Consider the following 19,111-nt stretch of genomic DNA (forward strand, 5'->3'; position numbering starts at 1 on the left):
CGAGTCAAGAATCGTTGCATCGACCACCTCGGCGATCCATGAGGGCATGACGCATGACACAATTGTGCCCATGCCTCATGTCGATCCTATCCTTGACCGTGCGCGGCGCCTGGCCGGCCTCAACATCGGACGTAAGCCCGAGGTCGAACCGACGTCCCCGTTCTGGGAGTTCGATCGAGACGTCTGGGGCACGCTGGCCCAGGCCACTCCCCTGCCGTTGAAACAGCGCGACATCGAACGCCTGCGCGGGCTGGGCGAACGGATCAACCTCGACGAGGTGGCTCAGGTGTACCTGCCCCTGTCCCGCCTGCTCAACCTCTACGTCTCCGCCCGGCGGGCCAAACACGAGATGACCCGCGAATTCTTCTCACCGCTTCACGAGGTCGGCTTGGAACCGCAGGAAGCTAAACGGACCCCCTTCGTCATCGGCGTGGCCGGCTCCGTCGCCGTCGGCAAGTCCACCACCGCCCGTGTTCTGCGCGAACTCCTGGCCAGGTGGCCCGACACTCCCCGGGTCGAACTCATCACCACCGATGGCTTCCTCTACTCCAATGCCGAACTCGATCGCCGACGGCTCAACGGGCGCAAGGGCTTCCCCGAGTCCTACGACCGGCGCAAACTGCTGCGGTTCATCTCGGCCGTGAAGTCCGGTTCGCCCGAGGTCCGCGCACCCGTGTACTCGCACCACACCTACGACATCGTCCCCGGCGCCGAGGTGGTTGTCCGCTCCCCCGATGTCCTCATCGTCGAAGGCCTCAACGTCCTCCAACCCGCCCGTCCCCGCAGCGACGGGACTCTGGGCCTGTCGATCAGCGACTACTTCGATTTCTCCGTCTACGTCGATGCCCGTTCCCGGGATATCCGGCAGTGGTACATCTCCCGCTTCCTCAAGCTCAAGCACGGTGCCTTCCAGGACACGGACTCCTACTTCCACCGCTATTCGAAGCTTGATGACGACGAGGCGATCACCCTGGCCACGGAGATCTGGGATTCGATCAACTTCCCCAATCTGCGTGAAAACGTCCAGCCCAGCCGCGGCCGCGCCGACCTCGTGCTGCACAAATCCGCTGACCACACGATCCGCAAGGTCCAGCTGCGCAAGCTCTGAGGTCTGCGCGGGAGGACGCGCAGGCGCGACGGTGCGCATGAGCCCCTCGGGCGCACCGTCAGCGACCTGCCGGGCGTGAGGTCTCTCACGTCGGGTCCTGGTCCGAGCCGATGAGGAAATAGATTCCGGGTTGTGATAGTTGCACTCAGTGCATGCTTCGGAGCCTGCCTTGTTTCTGTGGTCTGGTTTCGAATCGAAGGACAGCTGTGTCCGTTTGCGTCTCTTCGACCCTGACGCATAGGAACACCACCAGGAAATGAGGCCGATATGAGTCTGCAGTCAGCACATAGGGTGATGTACACCTCTGTGTCGAGCAAGAAGACCCCGAAGACTTCCATCAAACCCGGGACCTATCGCCGCATCGCCTCGTTTGCGACCCGGCACAAGGCCAGGCTCATCGTCTTCCTCACCCTGTCCATCGGCACAGCGGTCATCGGCGTCCTCAACCCTGTCCTCGCCGGCAAAGTCGTCAACGCGATCACCGGTGGTGGACCCGTCGCGACCGTCGTCTGGCTGGCCGTGGCGATCGGAGGACTGGCGATCGCGGACGCCGCGATCTCGATCTTCAACAGGTACCTGTCCTCGCAGATCGGAGAGGGTCTCATCTTCGATCTGCGCACTGCGGTCTATGACCATGTGCAGAAGATGCCGATCGCCTTCTTCAACCGCACCCGCACGGGCGCTCTGGTCTCGCGCCTGAACACCGATGTGATCGGGGCTCAGCGGGCGTTTTCCAACACGCTCTCGGGCATCGTGTCGAACTTCGTGTCCCTGATGCTGACGGTCGGAGTGATGGTCACGATCTCCTGGCAGGTCACAGTGCTCTCGATCCTGCTGCTGCCGCTCTTCATCATCCCCACCAGACTGCTCAGCGGAAAGCTCGCGGACCTCCAGTTCCGGGCCGCCGACAACAGTGCGAGCATGTCGACGCGCATGACAGAACGCTTCTCGGCGGGAGGTGCGACTCTGGTCAAGCTCTTCGGCGATCCGAAGACCGAATCAGACGAGTTCTCCGATCGTGCCGATCAGGTCCGTGACATCGGCGTCAAGGTGGCCATGCTGCAGTCGACCTTCGTGTCCTCTCTGACACTGGTCTCTGCACTGGCGCTGGCACTCGTCTACGGTGTCGGCGGCGTGCAGGCAGTTCTCGGTAACCTCAACGCCGGCCAGGTCGTTACCCTGGCACTGCTCCTCACCCGCCTCTACACTCCGCTGACAATGCTCGCCAATGCTCGCCTGGACATCATGAGTGCCGTCGTCAGCTTCCAACGCGTCTTCGAGATCCTCGACCTCGTGCCCCTGATCAAGGAACCCGCGAACCCGAAGTCACTGCCGAAACGTGGCCTGGACGTGACGTTCTCGGACGTCGACTTCGCCTACCCCAGTGCCGACCAGGTCAGCCTCGCCAGCCTCGAGGACGTCTCCGTGCTCGATGCCCGCGGCGGGGAAGAAGTCCTGCATTCCCTGAACTTCACGATCCCTGCCGGTCACACCGTTGCCCTGGTCGGCTCTTCCGGTGCAGGCAAATCCACAATCGCCTCGCTCCTGCCCCGCCTCTACGATGTGACTTCAGGGTCGATCGCCATCGGCGGCGTGGACGTGCGCGAGCTGTCGTATGAGTCTCTGCGGAAGTCGGTGGGAGTAGTGACTCAGGACGGCCACGTCTTCCATGAGTCGATCCGTTCGAATCTGGCCCTGGTCAAACCCGAGGCCACCGAGGCCGAACTGCACCAGGCCATCGATCGCGCCCAACTGCACAATGTGATTGCGGTCCTGCCCGATGGTTTGGACACCGTCATCGGTGAGCGCGGCTACCGACTCTCCGGTGGTGAGCGTCAGCGGCTGACGATCGCGCGCATGCTCCTGGCCGCCCCGGAGGTCGTCGTCCTCGACGAAGCAACCTCGGCCTTGGACTCGACGAACGAGGCAGCGGTACAGCAGGCCCTGTCTCAGGCCATGAGCGGTCGCACCGCCATGGTCATCGCCCACCGTCTCTCCACGGTCCGTCAGGCCGATACGATCCTCGTGATCGAGGCCGGGCGCATCGTCGAGTCAGGCTCGCATGACGAGCTGTTGGCTCGCAGCGGCCGCTATGCCGAACTCTACGAAACACAGTTCGCCCCGAGCTGAGGGGCAGCGACGAGCTGAGGGGCAGCGACGACAGAGGCCGAGGTGAACTACACCTCGCTCGCCGCGCTGAATACTGCATGCTGAGCGCTGAGCGCTGAGCGCTGAGCGCCCAAGCCGAGGATTAAGCGCTCAGGCCTGTGGAAGGAGCGCCGCGTCCCCTAAAGCACACCCTTCGGACCGCGGGCAGTTCGCGATGGTGACCTGCACACCGCACAGCGGGTCCTCCCTGTTCCTTTGCACAACGCCCTCGATCAACACTTGGCTCGAATATGTCGTCGCCGGCGACGACATATTCGAGCGCACCGTTGATCGAGGATCATCGTGTCTCCGAGAGCCCATGCTTCGGCGTGTTTCCTACGGCCACCGTGCCTCGTGGACGTCTCTTCGTCTTCTGTTCGACAGCGGTTCTGATGCGAATGAACTGTTCAGCGGAGAAGATCTGCGACCATGTCAGCCGAAAGACCGTGTACCCGAGGTTGCGGAGGCGATACTCTCGACGTCTCTCGAGTTCGAATTCCTGCCTCGGATCTGCATTCTTCAGATAGTACTTTCCAGCACCATCGAACTCGGCAATGACTCCGGCTTGCTCGTTCGCGAAGTCCGTCCTCGCGACGAAATTGCCGAGCTCATCACGGATCACCACCTGCGGTTCGAATCCGGGTACGGAGTGCTCGACGAAGCGCACTGCGGTGATCGACTCGGCGATCGATTCTCGACGGGGATCGATATTCTCCAGCACCGAGGCGATCCGTGCCTGATGGGTTCTCGGCGGGCGGCTGCCGCAGTAGCTCACGAAGTCACCCGCGGACACGTGTGATTGGCGAACGGCCTCGTCGACTACGGCAACGGCGAATGCCAGTGGGAAATCACGGGCGATGTCGAACAAGGTACGCAGCACCGAAGTAGTGCGAATACCGTTGACCAACACCGTATCGTCGTCGCTGAGCTCTCTCTTTCGCAAAAGAATTGAAGCGCGGCACACACCGAATTTCGGATGCACTGCCTCCGCATAGGGGTTTGCGCCCTGGGCGAAGTAGGGAACCGACAGCCCATGGATGATCAGCGCACTTCGGTGCGAGAATACGGCATCCTGCGGTAGGTCATCGACGTACGATCTCACCATGACCCGCAGATCCTCTCCGGCCTTGAGCATTCCCTTCGATTCCTGCGGCAGGTTTGTGCTCTCGGCTTCGGCAATCGTGGCCACAAACAGGTGAGCAGGCTCCGCGCAGGTCCTCGTCACAACGTAAATGCCGCGACGGACGCGTCGCAGACAGCATCGTTCGGCAAGAGCGATCTGGTAGACATTCATTCCGGCGTTCTTGAGCTCCGCAGCGGACAGGCACGCAAACATGAGGCAAGCATCGCCGAACACTGTGATCATTACAACGGTGATGATCCAGGCTGTGGATCAGTCGTCACTCGAATGCACAGACAGCGGAAACGTCCGTCACACCCCGCCCCTCACTCCATAGGAGCACGAAGAGATTCTCCGGAAACCAACCGTCACCCGACACAATGCGGAGAAACCCGTGGCAGCCTTTCAGCGCGACCCAAACAAGACGACGCGCTGTCGAGACATTCGGTCCTCGATCAACGCGGCGTCAGAATATGTCGTCGCCGGCGACGACATATTCTGGCTAACTGTGGGTCGAGCAGACAACGTGACGCTGAGGCCGCACGGCTGAGCGCAACTGCAGCCGCTGAGGCCGCTGAGGCCGCTGAGGCCGCTGAGCGCAGCTCCTGCGTGGCTACAGCCCCAGGTGCTCCTGAACATTGGCGGCCAGGCGTTCGGCCTGGGCCTGGGCGATGTCTTCGGTCTCGGCTTCGACCATGACGCGGATCAGCGGCTCGGTGCCAGAGGCCCGCAGCAGGACGCGGCCGGAGCCCTCGAGCTCGGTTTCGACGGCCTGAACCTCCGAGGAGACCTTCGGGTGATCGACCCCGTGCTTGTCGACGCCCTTGACGTTGACAAGGGCCTGCGGCAGCTGTGGAATCTCGGCAGCCAGATCAGCCAGAGTCCGCTTCGAATCGGCCATGCGCTTCATCAGGTGCAGGGCCGTCTGCACACCGTCGCCGGTCGTACCGTGGTCGAGCATGAGCACGTGCCCGGACTGCTCCCCGCCGAGGACGTAGCCGTCTGCGAGCATGCGTTCGAGGACGTAGCGGTCACCGACAGCGGTCTGGACGGTCTCGATGGAGTACTTGTCCATCGCGTGCTTGAGCCCGATGTTCGACATCACGGTCGTCACGAGCGTGTTCCCGGTCAGTTCGCCGAGTTCCTTGAGGCCGATCGCCAGGATGCCCATGAGCTGGTCACCGTTGATGACACGGCCCAAAGAGTCCACCGCCAGGCAGCGGTCGGCGTCGCCGTCGAAGGCCACGCCCAGGTCGGACTGGGTTTCCACGACGAGGCGCTGCAGCGGCTCCAGATGCGTGGAGCCGACGCCGTCGTTGATGTTGAAGCCATCGGGCTCGGCGGCGGAGACGATGACCTCGGCACCGGCCTGACGCAGTGCGGCGGGGCCGACGATGGAGGCGGCACCGTGGGCGCAGTCGACGACGACTTTGAGGCCGGACAGGGGACGTGTGCCCTCAGCGTCGAGGGAGCGTACGAGCTTCTCTGTGTATTCGTCGGCAGCGGCGGGATAACGGGAAATGCGACCCACCTCGGCGCCGGTGGGACGAACCCAGTCCTCATCGAGGATCTCCAGGATCGAGTCCTCGACCGAGTCATCGAGCTTCGTTCCGCCCGCTGCGAAGAATTTGATGCCGTTGTCGGGCATCGGATTGTGGGAGGCGGAGATGACGACGCCGAAGGCGGCACCGGTATCGGCGACGACGCTGGCGATGCCCGGAGTGGGCAGCATTCCCGCGTCGAGCACGTCGACTCCGGCGGAGGCAATTCCAGCGGAGATCGCGGCGGAGAGGAACTCACCGGAGACACGGGTGTCACGGCCGACAACGGCGAAGGGACGTTTGCCTTCCGGCCATCCGCGGGTGAGTACCCGCGAGCCTGCCACGGAGAGTTGGAGCGCCAGCCGTGCGGAGATGTCACGGTTGGCGAGTCCACGGACACCGTCGGTGCCGAAGAGTCGTGTCATGGAAAGTCCTTTCCTCAATTTCTCGTCGATTTTAGTCCATAGAGCCGCCGAGGCGTTCGTGCCGGACCGTGCAACGTCCGAAATCCGTGCGAGATATGTCGCCTGCATCGGTGCGAGGTGACGCCGCCGATGGCGGTGTGGCATATGAATGCACGAAATGCGGCCCCGAATCCGGTTCGGGGCCGCATTACGATGTTCATCGAGCTGAACTGTTGAGGACTGCACTTCAGCGGCAGACCAGGCGCAGTCCTGACAGCAGAATCAGCGCTTCGAGAACTGAGGTGCCTTACGTGCCTTCTTGAGACCGGCCTTCTTGCGCTCGGGGACGCGTGCGTCGCGGCGCAGGTAGCCTGCCTTCTTCAGCTCAGCACGGTTCGACTCTTCGTCGATCTGGTTGAGCGAACGGGCGATGCCCAGACGAACGGCTCCGGCCTGGCCGGAAGGTCCGCCACCGGAGATGCGCACGACGACGTCGAAACGTCCTTCGAGGTCCAGGAGACGGAAAGGCTCGTTCACGAGCTGCTGGTGCAGCTTGTTCGGGAAGTACTCTTCGAGAGTGCGTCCGTTGATGGTCCATTCACCGGATCCCGGGATCAGGCGGACGCGAGCGATTGCCTGCTTGCGGCGGCCGACTCCGTTGCCGGGAGCGGTCAGGGACTGTCCACGTCCGCCGGCGGTCTGTTCGCCCAGGCCTGCGGAATCGGGGGTCTCCGACGTGTATTCGGTTGCGGTTGGTTCTTCGACAGATTCTGTCGCAGTGGTGGTTTCTTCAGCCACGGTTCTCCTCGGTATGTCTAGAGCTGGGGCGCGCTTTACTGCGCGACCTGGCTGAGTTCGTACGGCTGCGGATTCTGAGCGGCGTGTGGGTGCTCTCCACCCGTGTACACCTTCAGCTTCTGCATCTGGGCACGTCCGAGACGAGTCTTCGGAACCATACCGCCGACAGCCTTTTCGACTGCGCGCTCGGGATTGGTGGCGAGAAGCTCGGCGTAGTTGACGCTCTTCAGACCGCCCGGGTAACCCGAGTGGTGGTAAGCGCGCTTCTGATCGAGCTTCGCACCGGTCAATGCGACCTTGTCTGCATTGATGATGATGACGAAGTCACCGGTATCGATATGAGGAGCAAAGGTGGTCTTGTGCTTGCCGCGCAACAGGCGTGCAACCTGTGAGGCAAGACGACCGAGCACCTGGTCAGTGGCGTCAATGACGTGCCACTGGCGCTCAATATCGCCGGGCTTGGGTGTGAACGTACGCAAAAGTAGCCTTCTTTTCGTATCTCTTGGTGTAGTGCTGATGACTCATCGGGTCGTGAGTCTGATGAGTCAAGGCACTCGTTGTCTTGAATCGGGTCTGTCCATCGAAATCGTCCCCTCACCTACGGGCCTGCAACGCATGAGGCTATGTAAGGGAGCACGACGGACACACACAACGACAATCAAATATACATGCATCCGCTCTCGCGGAGCAAACGCTCAGGCCAGTGCCAGAGCGGGTGGAAAGCTGAGCCGATACTATTGACCTGTGCCGCCTACATCCCTTCTGCCCACGCGCCTTCCCGCATACAGACTCCTCGTGCTGGGATCAGTTCTCGGGCTCCTGCTGCTCGTACTCGGTCCGGCACAGTCACCGGCCACCGCGGCGGATGAGTCACCGACTGCAGGCGGGGACTTCGCAACGACGGCGAGCACACCAGTGTCATCGACCACCTCAGCGACTGCGGGCACGGGAACAACGGATGCAGATTCGGATGCCGCAGGGTCCCCCGACGGCAAGACCATCGTCTACGGCATACCCGGCCTGACCATCAATGATATCGATCCGAAGCGCACACCGAACCTCTACGAGCTCTTCTCCAACGGTGCTGCAGCCAACCTCAACGTCCGCACCATCGGCTCAGCCACCTGCCCCGGTTCGGGCTGGCTGTCCATGGGTGCCGGCGCCCGCGCCCAGGCGGGTCCGCCGACCGACCCGGAACAAGAAGGAAGCAAGTCGACCTGCCCGTCTCTGAGCGCTCCGTCCACCGGCGAAGAGGCAGTGGGCAAGACAGCCGAAGATTCGGATAGCACCACGAAATCGAGTGGTGGAGCAGCCGTATCGGGTGATGAAGATCTCACGAAACAGCAGGTGAAGGGTACGACCACTGCAAGGATCGATGACTTCGAGTCCATCAAGGAGCCGAACATCGATTCTGGCTACTCGGTGGACTACGGGATGCTCGCTCGACTCGTGCGTGAACAGGGGAAGGCTGGCTCTGAAGGGACGACTGTGCCTCAGGGGACAGACGCAGCGGGACATGCTTCGCAGCTTCAGCCCTGCGTCGCCGCCGAGGGACCGGGCGCGGCCTACGCCGTCGCCGACGAGAACGGCGTTGTGGCCAACTACACGGACGATGCCGCCGCCACAGACTGCCGGCTCGATCTCGTTGACTTGGGCTCGATCGGCTCTTCGGCCTGGCTCTACGATCCAATCCCCAACTTCTCCTACACCGTCCCTGTCTTCTTCGACCGTGACGAACGCGTCGCCGAGGCCGACAAACGTCTGGGCGACAAACTGCAGCAGGTGAAGGAGAACGCAAAGCCGGGAAGCGCGGAGCCGACGATCATGGTGGCCGGCCTCGGCGACAGTTCGGGTCTGCCGCAGCTGCGCGCCTTCGTTGCCTCCGGTCCCGGCTACGAACCGGGCAGCCTGTCTTCACCCAGCACTCGCACACCCGGGCTCCTGCAGATCACGGACATCGCTCCGGGAATCCTTGACCAGTTCGGCATCTCCTCTCCCAGCGGCATCAAATTCGACAACACGCCCAGCGAGGACGATCCGCACAAGCGCATCGACGACCTCGTGTCCGAAGCGCAGAAGGCGACGTCGATCTATCAGCATCTGTCGACGTTCTCCCTCCTCCTCGACATCATCTTCTATGTCCTGTTCCTCCTGTGCGGACTCCTCCTGAGCCGCAATCTCCTCGGTCGCCGAGGCGGTGCGACGGTGGCTCCGAAGGTGCACCGATTCCTCGCCTGGGTCTCACTGGCCGTCGCGACCGTGCCGATGAGCGCGTTCGTGGCCAGCCTGTTCCCGTGGGCCAGACTGCCGCACCCCGGGTTCGGACTCAGCGTGTCGATCGCTGTCTCAGCAGCGCTCCTCTTCACAGCCTCTCTGCTCCCCCCGTGGGGTCGCACCTGGCGCGGTCGTGTGGCTGCACTCTCGCTGCTGAGTTTCCTCATCCTCTCCGCGGATCTCATCACCGGTTCGCATCTGCAGGGGAACTCGCTGCTGGGCTACAACCCGATCGTCGGTGGCCGCTACTACGGGCTGGGCAATCAGGGTGCGGCGATCTTCATCGTCAGCCTCTTCATCTTCCTGGGTCTTGCGATCTCCTGGCTGAGGGCTAAAGGGCATCGCCGGATGGTCTTCCTCCTGCCCCTCGTCCTTGGACTGTTTGCGGTCTTCGTGTCCGGGAACCCGGCATGGGGTGCGAAGTTCGGTGGCACGATCGCCACCTTGGCGGGCCTGCTTGTGCTGTTGGCACTGGTCAGCCGCATCCGCCTGTCCGTCTTCCGCCTCGTGCTCATCGGCCTCGCCTCCTTGGCAGTGCTGCTGGGCATCGCATTCCTCGATTGGCTGCGCGTGCCCGGGGCACGATCACACTTCGGGAACTTCTTCGACCAGATCGTGACCGGTGAAGCTCTGCAGGTGGTCGGTCGCAAGCTTGGAGCCAACCTCCACATCATTCAGATCAACCCGGGACTGGCGATCGTGACTCCTCTTGCAGTCATCGCCATCCTGTTCTTCCTCCGCTACCTGCTCCACTTCCCCAGCATTGCGCCCACCAGCCGCACGGGTCGACTGACGAACAAATGGCGCGGTCGCCTGCCGCAGGTGTTCGCGGACCAGGACATCCACTTCGGGTTCCTCGCCGCGGCCACAGGCATGGCGGTGGGTCTGGTTCTCACGGATTCCGGGATCGCCGTGCCTTCCACCGGTGCCATGGTGCTGCTGCCCTACCTGTTGGCCCTCAGCGCCGAACACGCGAACGAACCAGTCACAGACGGAAACCCAGATCAGGGCAGACCACGCCACGACACTCCAAGTGGGCGCGGTTCAGGTGGGCGCAGTTCAGGTGGGCGCGGTTCAGGTGGGCGCAGCCGCCACACCATCCTCATGGCTGCCAAGCCCGCAGCCGCCTCGCCTGCCGCCGACTCCGCTGCCACCGACTCCCCCGATGGTTCGACCGGGACCGGGAGGGATCGGACATGAGGGGCAGTATCTTCCCGTTGCGGGTGCTGCTGGGCGTCTTCGTCATCGCCCTGCTCGTCCTCGGCCTCCCGCCGGCTTCCCAGGCGAGCACGAACACGACCGAGAGCACCAGCACAACCACCAATACCGCTGCCTCGGCCAGCAATACTGAGAGCACCACCTCGGCGAACACTGCCACGGACGCCCCACCTAAGACACCCGAATCGGGCACCGCACCGATCTTCATCGGAGTGTCCGGCTTCAGCTTCGAAGACCTCGACCCGCGCACCACCCCGAATCTGTGGAAGATGATGAAGTCCGCGCAGATCGGCACCATCACTCCACGCAGCGTGCACTCCAGCAGCTGCCCCGTCGACGGCTGGCTGGGTGTCGGGTCGGGCCGTCGCGCCGCCGACGAACCGCGGGAGGAGTGCCGTCAGTCTGCCCCACCGCTCGATGGCTGGGTCGCGGACTGGGACGTCTATCGCCAGGTGGCTCGTGGGGACAACTACGATGCCCTGTTGGGCGGACTCTCCGAGTCGGTACCGACGATCAAGGCCTTCGGCTCCGGTGCCGCCATCGCCGCAGCTTCACCCAACGGGCATGTCACTGGGTGGACTCCGGCCGGCGATGACCTCGCCGACAAGGCCACCCAAGCCTCGGAGGGTGGTGAGCTCTCACTCATCGACCTCGGAAACACGACCGCGGACGGATACTCCCTTAAGAACCTCGACAAGCGGGTCGGCACGATCCTTGCCGCCACAGGGTGGAGCGACAGCAACGCCGCCCAGGGACTGTCATCTGGGAAATCGCCGGTGATCTTCTCCTCCATCGCTGACGGCGCCAACGACGGCTCCTCGATGCAGGCGACGATGATGCTTCAACCCGGAGGTGCCCCGGGACTGCTGACCTCCTCGTCGACACGTCAGCCGGGTCTGGTGCAGGTTCCTGACATCGCACCGACGCTTGTCGAACTCAGCGGCGGTGAACCCATGGCCAATGCGGCCGGTGCTCCGATGACCTCTGACACCGGAGGCAGCTGGGAGTCTCGCTACCAGGCCGTTCTCGACCGTCAGGTGGCGGTGAAGACCCAGAACGAACTGTCCACCTGGTTCTTCCCCGTGGTCGCTGCGCTCATGATCGGCCTACTGGTCCTGGCCTGGTTCCTGCGTAAGAATCATCGCGATCTCGTCCATTCCGGTGCCTACCGGCTGGGCACCGTCTTCGCCGCAATGCCGGTGTCGACCTACCTCGTCAACACGGTGCCGTGGGAGCGAGCGACCAACCCGGATATTGCGATGTTGGGAGCCCTGGTCGGCTGGTCGCTGATACTCGGAGCCATCGCCCTGCTCGGACCGTGGCGCGGGAACAAACTCGGGCCGATGCTCTTCATCTGCGTCGTCACAGTTCTCGTCCTGGCCTACGACGTGATCACCGGTTCTCAGCTCCAGATGTCGACGCTGCTGGGCGAGCCGCTGCTCATCGCATCGAGGTTCTACGGCATCGGCAACTCAGCACTCGCGCTCTACTGCTGCGCCCTCCTGCTGGCCGTCGCCGGGTTCGCATCGCTGACAACCCGGCCGATCGTGCGCATCCTCATCGTCACCGTGCCGGTCCTCGTGTCGAGCGTCATCCTGGCTGCCCCGGGGCTGGGCACGAAATTCGGGTCCGTGCCGACGCTGATCATCGGCGTCGCCTACCTCGTCCTCGCGGCCGCGAGCATCAGATTCTCGCTCAAACGCATGGGCCTGACGGTGGGGATCGCCGGCTTCGTTATGCTGGCCGTTCTGTTCATCGACTGGCTGCGCCCGGCCGATCAGCGCACCCACTTCGGCCGTTTCTTCGATTCCATCATCAGCGGTGAGGCCCTGAGCGTGCTCGCCCGCAAGATCGGCATGAACATCGACATCTTGACCCAGTCATGGATGACACTCGTCCTGCCACTCATCATCATCGGCGTGTTCTGGCTGGCGCTCGATCCGCAGCGCTTCTCACTGCAGGGCATGACCGACTCCTACACTCGGATCCCACTGCTGCGGGCCGGCATGATCAGCCTCGCCATCCTGCTGGGGGTCGGCACCATCATCAACGACTCGGGAATCGTCGTCCCCGCCGTGGGCATCCTCTTCCTCGTTCCCGTTCTCGTCCATCTCGAAACCTTCGATCCGAACCAGACGGCAGACAACGGCGGTCAGACGAAACTCTTCAGTTCCGTCTGACCGCCGTCTGCCCTCACACGGCGGTTCTGCGCCGGCGCACCATGGTCACTGCCATGCTGCCGGCGACGATGAGTGCGAGTGCCGCCGCCACCAGGTTCAAGGCATCGAAGCCGGTGCGCGGCAAGTCCCCGCCGTCCTTCGAGCCGTTCGCGTTCGCTCCGCTTCCGTCCGCATTCGCCGAGGTGGCCCCGGAGGCGTCCGCGTTCGCACCGTCTCCGTTGGAGCTTGCATTCGACCCGGAAGCGTTCGCCGATCCGTCATTTCGACCATCGGCATCAGCGTTTGATCCTGCACCGTCGGAGGTGCCGTTGTCGCCGGCTGCCGCGTTCGCCTCATCGCCGACCTGCGCCGTGGCTTCGAACTTGTGGCTGACCGGCAGCGGGTTGTCATCCCACCACTGCCCGTCTCCGGCCTGCAAACCCACCTCGACGGTGACCTCACCGGAGGCGTCCGCGGGGGCGGTGACGTTGATGGCGACATCACTGGCACCGGCCGGGATCGATTCCAAGGTCATGGTCTTCGCCGCAGCGTCCACCTTCACCTCGGGGCCCTTCGCGGTCGCCGACTTCGCGGTCGCCTGGGTTCCCGTCGATCCGGAATCGGCGGCGCTGACGGTGTAGCCCTCGGGCAGGTCAACGGTCACCTCCACGGGTCCTGGCACCTCCGTCTTCGCGGTGGTGTTGAGAACGAAGTCCCTGCTCTCACCGGGCTCGATACTCTTGCCGGGGGCGGCGAGATCGACCTCGAGCTGGCCGTTGTCGATGACGTCCATGGCCAGGTCGGCCTGACGTTCGTCCTTGTCCGGTGAAACCTTCTCGTCGGCTTCTGTTCGCTCTTCGAAGTAGTCGACCCAGGTCTCGAAGTCTGTGAGCCCGGAGAGTTCGAAGTCACCCTTGGCGAAGGAGAAGAAGTTGTCTCCCCCAGCGGCGAGGAAGCTCAAGGTAGCGACCCTGTATTCCTTGTCAGGGTCAAGCTTCTTGCCGTCGACCTCGACCGACTTCACGTGTTTGCCCTGTCCCGCCTCGGAGTCGTAGACGACTTCGAGTTCCTCGGAGATGCCGAGGTGGAGGAACGGACGCGAGGCATCGTCTGGTTGCCACTGCTCTTCGAACAGGCCGATGACATCGGAGCCCTTCATCGTCACGACACCATGGTCGTTGGCGAAGGGCAGGACCGAGCTGAGCTCGGCGGCGGTGACTTCGCACTTATCTTCTTCGTTGTAGATGTCCTCGCATTTGAGGTCTGTGCGCAGTCCGCCCGGGTTCGTGATGCCGAAGTCGGCGTCGTCGAGCTGGGTGCCCTCGACTCCGTCCTTGAGTGCGTCGGCGACGAGGTTGCCCAGGGTGCTCTCCGCACCGCGATCCTCTTTGCCGTCCTTCTTCGCCCGATTGATGTCCTCGCTGATCTCACCGGCAACGACAGAGCCCGGGACCTTCGCCTTCTCGTCAGCGTCGGCGATGATCTTTGCAACCTCGTCGACGACGGGCGAGTCGTAGCTCTTGTCCTCCGTCTTGATGAGACCGGAGTTCTCGGTCGTCCAGTTTCCGTTCGCATCGGCTTCGAGCTGAACCTGGCCGACGTATTCGCCGTAGCTGCCGGCCTCGATCACGGGTCGTGTCCGCTCGGGTGCGCCGGGTACGGGTGCCTCGAACGAGTACGGCAGGTGGGTGTGACCGGTGAAGAGCACATCGACGGAGGCATCCGCCTCGGTGACCAGCTTCTTGAACTCGGCATTCGAGGCTTGCGCATCCTCCAGGCTCTCGGTGTCTGAGGCGCCGAGGTGGGCCTCAACGACCGTCATATCCGGCTGTTCATCATCGGGCAGAGCCTCGATCTCACCGGCGACGCGGTTGACGGCCGCGGTGGGGTCACCGAAAACGAGACCGTCGATGCCATCGGGTGAGACCAGTGATTTGGTGTCCTTGGTGACCACGCCGATGACGGCAACCTTCACGCCACCCACGTCGACCGTCGTGTAGCTCTGAAGCCCGTCGACGAGGTTGCCGGGTTTCTTGTCGTAGACGTTGGCGGCAAGGTAGGGGAAGTCTGCTTCGGAGGAGACTCTGCCGGTCAGTTCGTCGACGCCCTGGTCGAACTCATGGTTGCCGACAGCCGAGGCCTGAGCGCCGATGGCGTTGAGCACGTCGATTGTCGGGGTGTCCTGCTGGGAGGAGGAGACATAGGTGGAGGCGCCGATGTTGTCACCGGCGGAGAGGAACCCGGTCCCGGCAGTGCCTTCCTGGGCTGCGTACTTTGCGCGCTCTTCTTCGACGACCGAGGCGAGCTGTGTGCCGGCCTCGGCGATGCGTCCGTGGAAGTCGGTGATGTTGAGCAGCTGGACCTTGGTGCCCTCGGCTGCCGCCTGAGCGGAAGTGCCTGTGTCTTCTTCGTCTTCGGCGTCAGTGCCGGCGGATGAATCGCTTGGGGATGTGGTGTTCGGGGATGATTCGGGGATGCTGACCTCGGCGGGTGCTTCCTTGGGGGAATCACCTCCGAGAGATGCGGCGGCAACAGGGGCGAGTCCCGGCAGCGTCAACATTGACACCGCAGCTCCTGTTGCCAGCATCTTCGTGACAAATTTCGACATGTATGTGTTTTCCTTCAGTCATGACATCCACTGCACAGCACCTGCGCTTGTGCCTGAGTGGATCAAGCAGACTTATTCTGCAGGGCCAAAGCGAACGATGAGTTACCTACATGTGAATGTACACAGGATTCTCACATCTGGATAGGGGGATTCTCTCAAAAAAACGAGAGTTTCCCTGTCATACCGGATTATTCCTGAGAGCGACGTGCCATCGTCTCGGCCGCGCGGGAGGCATAGAGCTCGGCCTCGGGGTAGCCCACCCCGGTGAGGACGAGCCCATGTGCGGGCGTGACGAACATGGGGTACGAGGGATCGATCCCGACATCCGCCTCGGAGAGAAGTTCCGCAGGCCGAGTCACCGGCCAGGTGCCGGACCCCACCTTGATCAAGCCTCCCACCAGGGCACGGACCATGTGGTGGCAGAATGCATCGGCACGCAGATCGATCATGATCACGGCGTCCTGGTCCCGGGTGACCTCGAGCTCGTAGAGGGTGCGGATCGTCGTTGCACCCGCCCGAGGTTTGCAGAAGGGAAGGAAGTCATGCAGGCCCTGAGCCTCGCGTGCGGCTTCGGCCATCGCCTCGGCGTCGAGTTCGCCTTTGTGCTTCAGGGTCACCGGAGTCAGAAGTGGGTCGATGAAGGACCGGCGGTCGGCGAGTCTGTACTGGTAGGTCCGCCACAGTGCGGAGAATCGGGCGTCGAATGCCTCAGGGACTTCGGATGCGGAATGGATGATGATGTCATCGGTGTCGTCGGCGGTGAGGACGCCGCGCAGCCGCGAGAGGAGTGCCGCCTCGGCGGGTCGGGAGGAGTTGCCGATGAGCTTCTCGATGCCGGCTGCGGGCAGGTCGATGTGGATGGTCTGGCGTCTGGCGTGGACGCCCGAGTCGGTGCGACCGGCGACGATGGTGGCCACCTCGTCGCCGGTGATTCTGGCCAGCCCTGCTTCGAGTGTGGCCTGTACGGTACGCAGGCCAGGCTGCTTTGCCCAGCCATAGAATTCGGTGCCGCGGTAGCCGAGGTCAATGCGAAACCGCGTCATGATCCGGCCGGTCCTCGCTGGTCCTGAACTCCAGACTGCTCCTCAGGCTGCGCGTCGATGAACGGTTCGCGGGCCTTGAAAACATTCTTGAACAGCCGTGACACGAAATGCTCGCGCTGCCGGTGGTAGAGGTCGACGTTCGTGTTGTAGATGCGGGCCCCGGACAGGATGCGCTCGGACAGCACGGTCAGCTGCCCGTGCAGGAGGCCGATGGTGGTGTCGAGCTCTTCCCGGGGGCTCGTCTGCATCACCGGGGTCGATTCGTTAGAGATTGCCTTGTCGCTGAGCTGGCTGGGAATCTGTGCCGCGTCGTCGATGGCGCGAGTCAGCGCTCTCTCCGCGGCAGCTCCGCGAGGCCCGAACGGAGCACGCTCGGCCGAGGTGAGCGCGAGTTCGACAGAGCTGAGATCTCGTGTGGTCACCTGCTGCAGGGTCCCGATGTAGGCGGGTACGAGGGCGTGCCGGCCGCGGAGTTCGACGAGCAGCTGCCGTTTGGCCTCATCGCAGAGTGAGCGAGCCATCGACAGCTGGTTGAACCGCAGGAATGTCAGAACAAGGGCGAGGATGACCAGGGCGAGCACACATGCTCCGACAATGATCCAGACCATTCCCGCTCCCCCTTTCACTTCCGTTCCCGACACTTAAGTTTACGCGGGGTTCAGACTCGCCGCGAACCTGCCGTCGGTTCCTCATGAAGGCGTGAGCCTGCCGTCGCCGGCAGTCCATTGGGAGTTCGGACGGCTGCTATCCGCGCGGCGCCGTGCGCAGCGACATCAACGGTCCGTGCGGCGATTTCGGCAGTTCGTCGCCGGAGGGTCGCCTCGATGTCGCCCGTCCTTCACCCTGGGGGCGTGAACTGAGTTCTGTGAGAGTAGCGATCATTGCAGAGTCCTTCCTCCCCAACATGAATGGGGTCACCCACTCCCTCCTCCGCGTCCTCGACCATTTGTCCGACCGCGGCGACGAAGTCCTCATCATCGCACCAGGCACGCGCCGCGACGGCCCGAAGGAGGTCGCCGGAGCCCGTATCATCCGTGTCCCTTCGATCGCCCTGCCGAAGTATCGTCGGGTCCGTGTGGCTCCCGGCGGAGTCAGCCGCATCAGACGACTGCTGGAGGCCTTCGCCCCCGATGTCGTCCACCTCGCCAGCCCCTTCGTTCTCGGCTGGCGCGGGGTTCTGGCAGCTCAGAGCCTCGACCTGCCGACAGTGGCGATCTATCAGACCGAGGTTCCCGCCTACGCCGCCCGCTACGGCATGCACGGCATCGAGGCCATGCTGTGGTCGCATGTGCGCAACATCCACCAGCACGCCTCCCTGACGCTGGCCCCATCGAGCTACACCCTCGATCAGCTCTCCGGACTGGGAGTCGCCGAGGTGGATCTGTGGGCACGTGGAGTCGATTCCTCCCGCTTCGACCCCAGTCACCGATCAGAGGCTTGGCGTCGGTCGGTGGCACCGAACGGTGAGAAGATCATCGGCTACGTCGGCCGGCTCGCGGCCGAGAAGCAGGTGGAAGACTTGGCCGTATTGGAGGATGTGCCCGGCGCGAAACTCGTCATCGTCGGTGACGGACCCTGGCGGGCTCGACTCGAACGCTCGCTGCCGAATGCGCATTTCGCCGGCTTCCTAGGTGGCGATGCTCTGGCTCAGGCGGTAGCCAGCTTCGACCTCATGGTTGCTCCCGGCGAGCTCGAGACCTTCTGCCAGACGATCCAGGAAGCCATGGCCTCAGCAGTGCCCGTCATCGCCCCCGCTCGAGGCGGCCCGCTCGACCTCGTCGACTCCTCCCACACCGGGTGGCTCTACACGCCGAAGGACCTGACGGCGATGCGCGGACATGTCATCGACCTCCTCGGCGATGAGGCGAAGCGTCGAGCGTTCGGTGTCGACGGCCGCCAGCAGGTGCTGCGCCGCAGCTGGAAGAGCGTGTGCTCACAGCTCATCGGCCACTATTCGCGAGCGATCGAGAATCCGCACCCGCAGGTCCTGGGCCGCGGCTTCACCGTCCAGACAAGCTGAGAGGCTCACTCACCGCTCAGGCCTGCGCGGACCATTCGGCGACGGTGAGCACGGTGGCCTGCTTGGGGAAGACTTTCTGTGTAAGCACTCGGTGGACTTCTTCGTCTCGATCGGCGCAGGCGTCGGAGAGCACCGTCAGCCGGTAGTCGAGGTCGGCCGCCTGACGAACGGTCGAAAGGACCACTCCGCTGGTGACCACACCTGCAAGGATCAATGTGTCGGCTCCGTAGCCGCGCAACATCACCGCGAGATCGCTGCCAGCGAAGGCGCTGATACGACGCTTCGTCACGATCGGCTCGCCCTCGTGGCGACCCAACGTGTCGTGGATGCTCGTCGAAGCATGAGCCTCATCAAGATCACCATGGGCAGCAATCTGCTTGAACGATGCAGTCTCTGGAAGTTCAGGATGACCATTCCGCAGAGCAACGCGCACCCAGACGACGGGAATCCCCTTCTCTCTCGCGGCAGCGACCGCATCACGGGCACGCTCGAGAACTCCGGTCTGGGTGAAAGCCTCATCCCCGGCGATGCCGTTCTGGAAGTCCATGGCGAGTAGGACGGGGCGGTGTGTTGCAGTCATCGTGTCTCCTTCGCAGTACTGCGCGACAGCCGAGTTATCTGCTCGTTGAGACATGAATCGGTTGCCGTTCTACCGCCGAGGATACTCTTC

Annotated in this window: 13 protein-coding genes; 5 read left to right on the forward strand and 8 right to left on the reverse strand. The window is 63.3% G+C overall.

The genetic code is table 11. The annotated features are described in order from the left end of the window. Positions 1–70 precede the first annotated feature (70 nt). The gene (gene coaA, locus INT40_RS07255; RefSeq protein ID WP_193095806.1) at positions 71–1,108 is read left to right on the forward strand and encodes a type I pantothenate kinase; all 1,038 of its coding nucleotides are present in this window, start codon (positions 71–73) and stop codon (positions 1,106–1,108) included. A 267-nt stretch (positions 1,109–1,375) separates the two neighbouring features. After that, positions 1,376–3,238 (forward strand): ABC transporter ATP-binding protein, encoded by a 1,863-nt coding sequence (locus INT40_RS07260; RefSeq protein ID WP_193071423.1) that lies wholly within the window; start codon positions 1,376–1,378, stop codon positions 3,236–3,238. A gap of 316 nt (positions 3,239–3,554) precedes the next feature. On the opposite strand, the gene INT40_RS07265 is transcribed toward INT40_RS07260, so the two are convergent. The 4 genes from INT40_RS07265 to rplM all read right to left on the reverse strand — a co-directional run bounded on the left by INT40_RS07265 (position 3,555) and on the right by rplM (position 7,598). After that, positions 3,555–4,622, reverse strand: coding sequence for a hypothetical protein (locus INT40_RS07265; protein WP_193071422.1), 1,068 nt, complete (start codon positions 4,620–4,622; stop codon positions 3,555–3,557). A gap of 367 nt (positions 4,623–4,989) precedes the next feature. After that, complete coding sequence (glmM, locus tag INT40_RS07270) at positions 4,990–6,342, reverse strand: phosphoglucosamine mutase (RefSeq protein ID WP_193071421.1); 1,353 nt, start codon at positions 6,340–6,342, stop codon at positions 4,990–4,992. Positions 6,343–6,603: 261 nt separating this feature from the next. Then, on the reverse strand, positions 6,604–7,119 hold the full coding sequence (gene rpsI, locus INT40_RS07275; protein WP_101574132.1) for a 30S ribosomal protein S9: 516 nt from the start codon (positions 7,117–7,119) through the stop codon (positions 6,604–6,606). 35 nt (positions 7,120–7,154) lie between these two features. Then, positions 7,155–7,598, reverse strand: coding sequence for a 50S ribosomal protein L13 (rplM, locus tag INT40_RS07280; protein ID WP_101574133.1), 444 nt, complete (start codon positions 7,596–7,598; stop codon positions 7,155–7,157). 316 nt (positions 7,599–7,914) lie between these two features. On the opposite strand from rplM, the gene INT40_RS07285 reads away from it, so the two are divergent. Continuing rightward, positions 7,915–10,593 carry a hypothetical protein gene (locus tag INT40_RS07285; RefSeq protein WP_193071420.1) on the forward strand — a complete coding sequence of 893 codons (2,679 nt, stop codon included), beginning with the start codon at positions 7,915–7,917 and terminating at the stop codon, positions 10,591–10,593. Continuing rightward, positions 10,590–12,791: a hypothetical protein gene (locus INT40_RS07290; RefSeq protein ID WP_193095807.1), complete on the forward strand. Its 2,202-nt coding sequence runs from the start codon at positions 10,590–10,592 to the stop codon at positions 12,789–12,791. Before INT40_RS07285 ends, INT40_RS07290 begins: the two co-directional genes overlap by 4 nt. 13 nt (positions 12,792–12,804) lie before the next feature. Here INT40_RS07290 and INT40_RS07295 read toward each other — a convergent pair whose 3' ends face one another. The 3 genes from INT40_RS07295 to INT40_RS07305 all read right to left on the reverse strand — a co-directional run bounded on the left by INT40_RS07295 (position 12,805) and on the right by INT40_RS07305 (position 17,029). Next, positions 12,805–15,378, reverse strand: coding sequence for a bifunctional metallophosphatase/5'-nucleotidase (locus tag INT40_RS07295; protein ID WP_193095808.1), 2,574 nt, complete (start codon positions 15,376–15,378; stop codon positions 12,805–12,807). 188 nt (positions 15,379–15,566) lie between these two features. Next, positions 15,567–16,421, reverse strand: coding sequence for a tRNA pseudouridine(38-40) synthase TruA (gene truA / locus INT40_RS07300; protein WP_193095809.1), 855 nt, complete (start codon positions 16,419–16,421; stop codon positions 15,567–15,569). Further along, the gene (locus tag INT40_RS07305; RefSeq protein ID WP_193095810.1) at positions 16,418–17,029 is read right to left on the reverse strand and encodes a LemA family protein; all 612 of its coding nucleotides are present in this window, start codon (positions 17,027–17,029) and stop codon (positions 16,418–16,420) included. Before INT40_RS07305 ends, truA begins: the two co-directional genes overlap by 4 nt. Positions 17,030–17,286: 257 nt before the next feature. Here INT40_RS07305 and INT40_RS07310 point away from each other — a divergent pair, with 257 nt between their 5' ends. Next, positions 17,287–18,441: a glycosyltransferase family 4 protein gene (locus tag INT40_RS07310; RefSeq protein WP_257930234.1), complete on the forward strand. Its 1,155-nt coding sequence runs from the start codon at positions 17,287–17,289 to the stop codon at positions 18,439–18,441. Positions 18,442–18,457: 16 nt separating this feature from the next. On the opposite strand, the gene INT40_RS07315 is transcribed toward INT40_RS07310, so the two are convergent. Next, positions 18,458–19,021 carry a cysteine hydrolase family protein gene (locus tag INT40_RS07315; RefSeq protein WP_101574138.1) on the reverse strand — a complete coding sequence of 188 codons (564 nt, stop codon included), beginning with the start codon at positions 19,019–19,021 and terminating at the stop codon, positions 18,458–18,460. Between the last annotated feature and the right edge of the window lie 90 nt (positions 19,022–19,111).

This window comes from Brevibacterium sp. FME17 (genome assembly GCF_014897515.1).
In the GTDB taxonomy this organism is placed as follows: domain Bacteria; phylum Actinomycetota; class Actinomycetes; order Actinomycetales; family Brevibacteriaceae; genus Brevibacterium.

Bases quoted from the DNA above. Each gene is read 5' to 3' on its own strand.
- INT40_RS07260 (WP_193071423.1), top strand. From the start codon at position 1,376: ATGAGTCTGCAGTCAGCACATAGGGTGATGTACACCTCTGTGTCGAGC.
- INT40_RS07290 (WP_193095807.1), top strand. From the start codon at position 10,590: ATGAGGGGCAGTATCTTCCCGTTGCGGGTGCTGCTGGGCGTCTTCGTC.
- INT40_RS07305 (WP_193095810.1), bottom strand. From the start codon at position 17,029: ATGGTCTGGATCATTGTCGGAGCATGTGTGCTCGCCCTGGTCATCCTC.
- INT40_RS07265 (WP_193071422.1), bottom strand. From the start codon at position 4,622: ATGATCACAGTGTTCGGCGATGCTTGCCTCATGTTTGCGTGCCTGTCC.
- INT40_RS07315 (WP_101574138.1), bottom strand. From the start codon at position 19,021: ATGACTGCAACACACCGCCCCGTCCTACTCGCCATGGACTTCCAGAAC.
- truA (WP_193095809.1), bottom strand. From the start codon at position 16,421: ATGACGCGGTTTCGCATTGACCTCGGCTACCGCGGCACCGAATTCTAT.
- coaA (WP_193095806.1), top strand. From the start codon at position 71: ATGCCTCATGTCGATCCTATCCTTGACCGTGCGCGGCGCCTGGCCGGC.
- glmM (WP_193071421.1), bottom strand. From the start codon at position 6,342: ATGACACGACTCTTCGGCACCGACGGTGTCCGTGGACTCGCCAACCGT.
- INT40_RS07295 (WP_193095808.1), bottom strand. From the start codon at position 15,378: ATGTCGAAATTTGTCACGAAGATGCTGGCAACAGGAGCTGCGGTGTCA.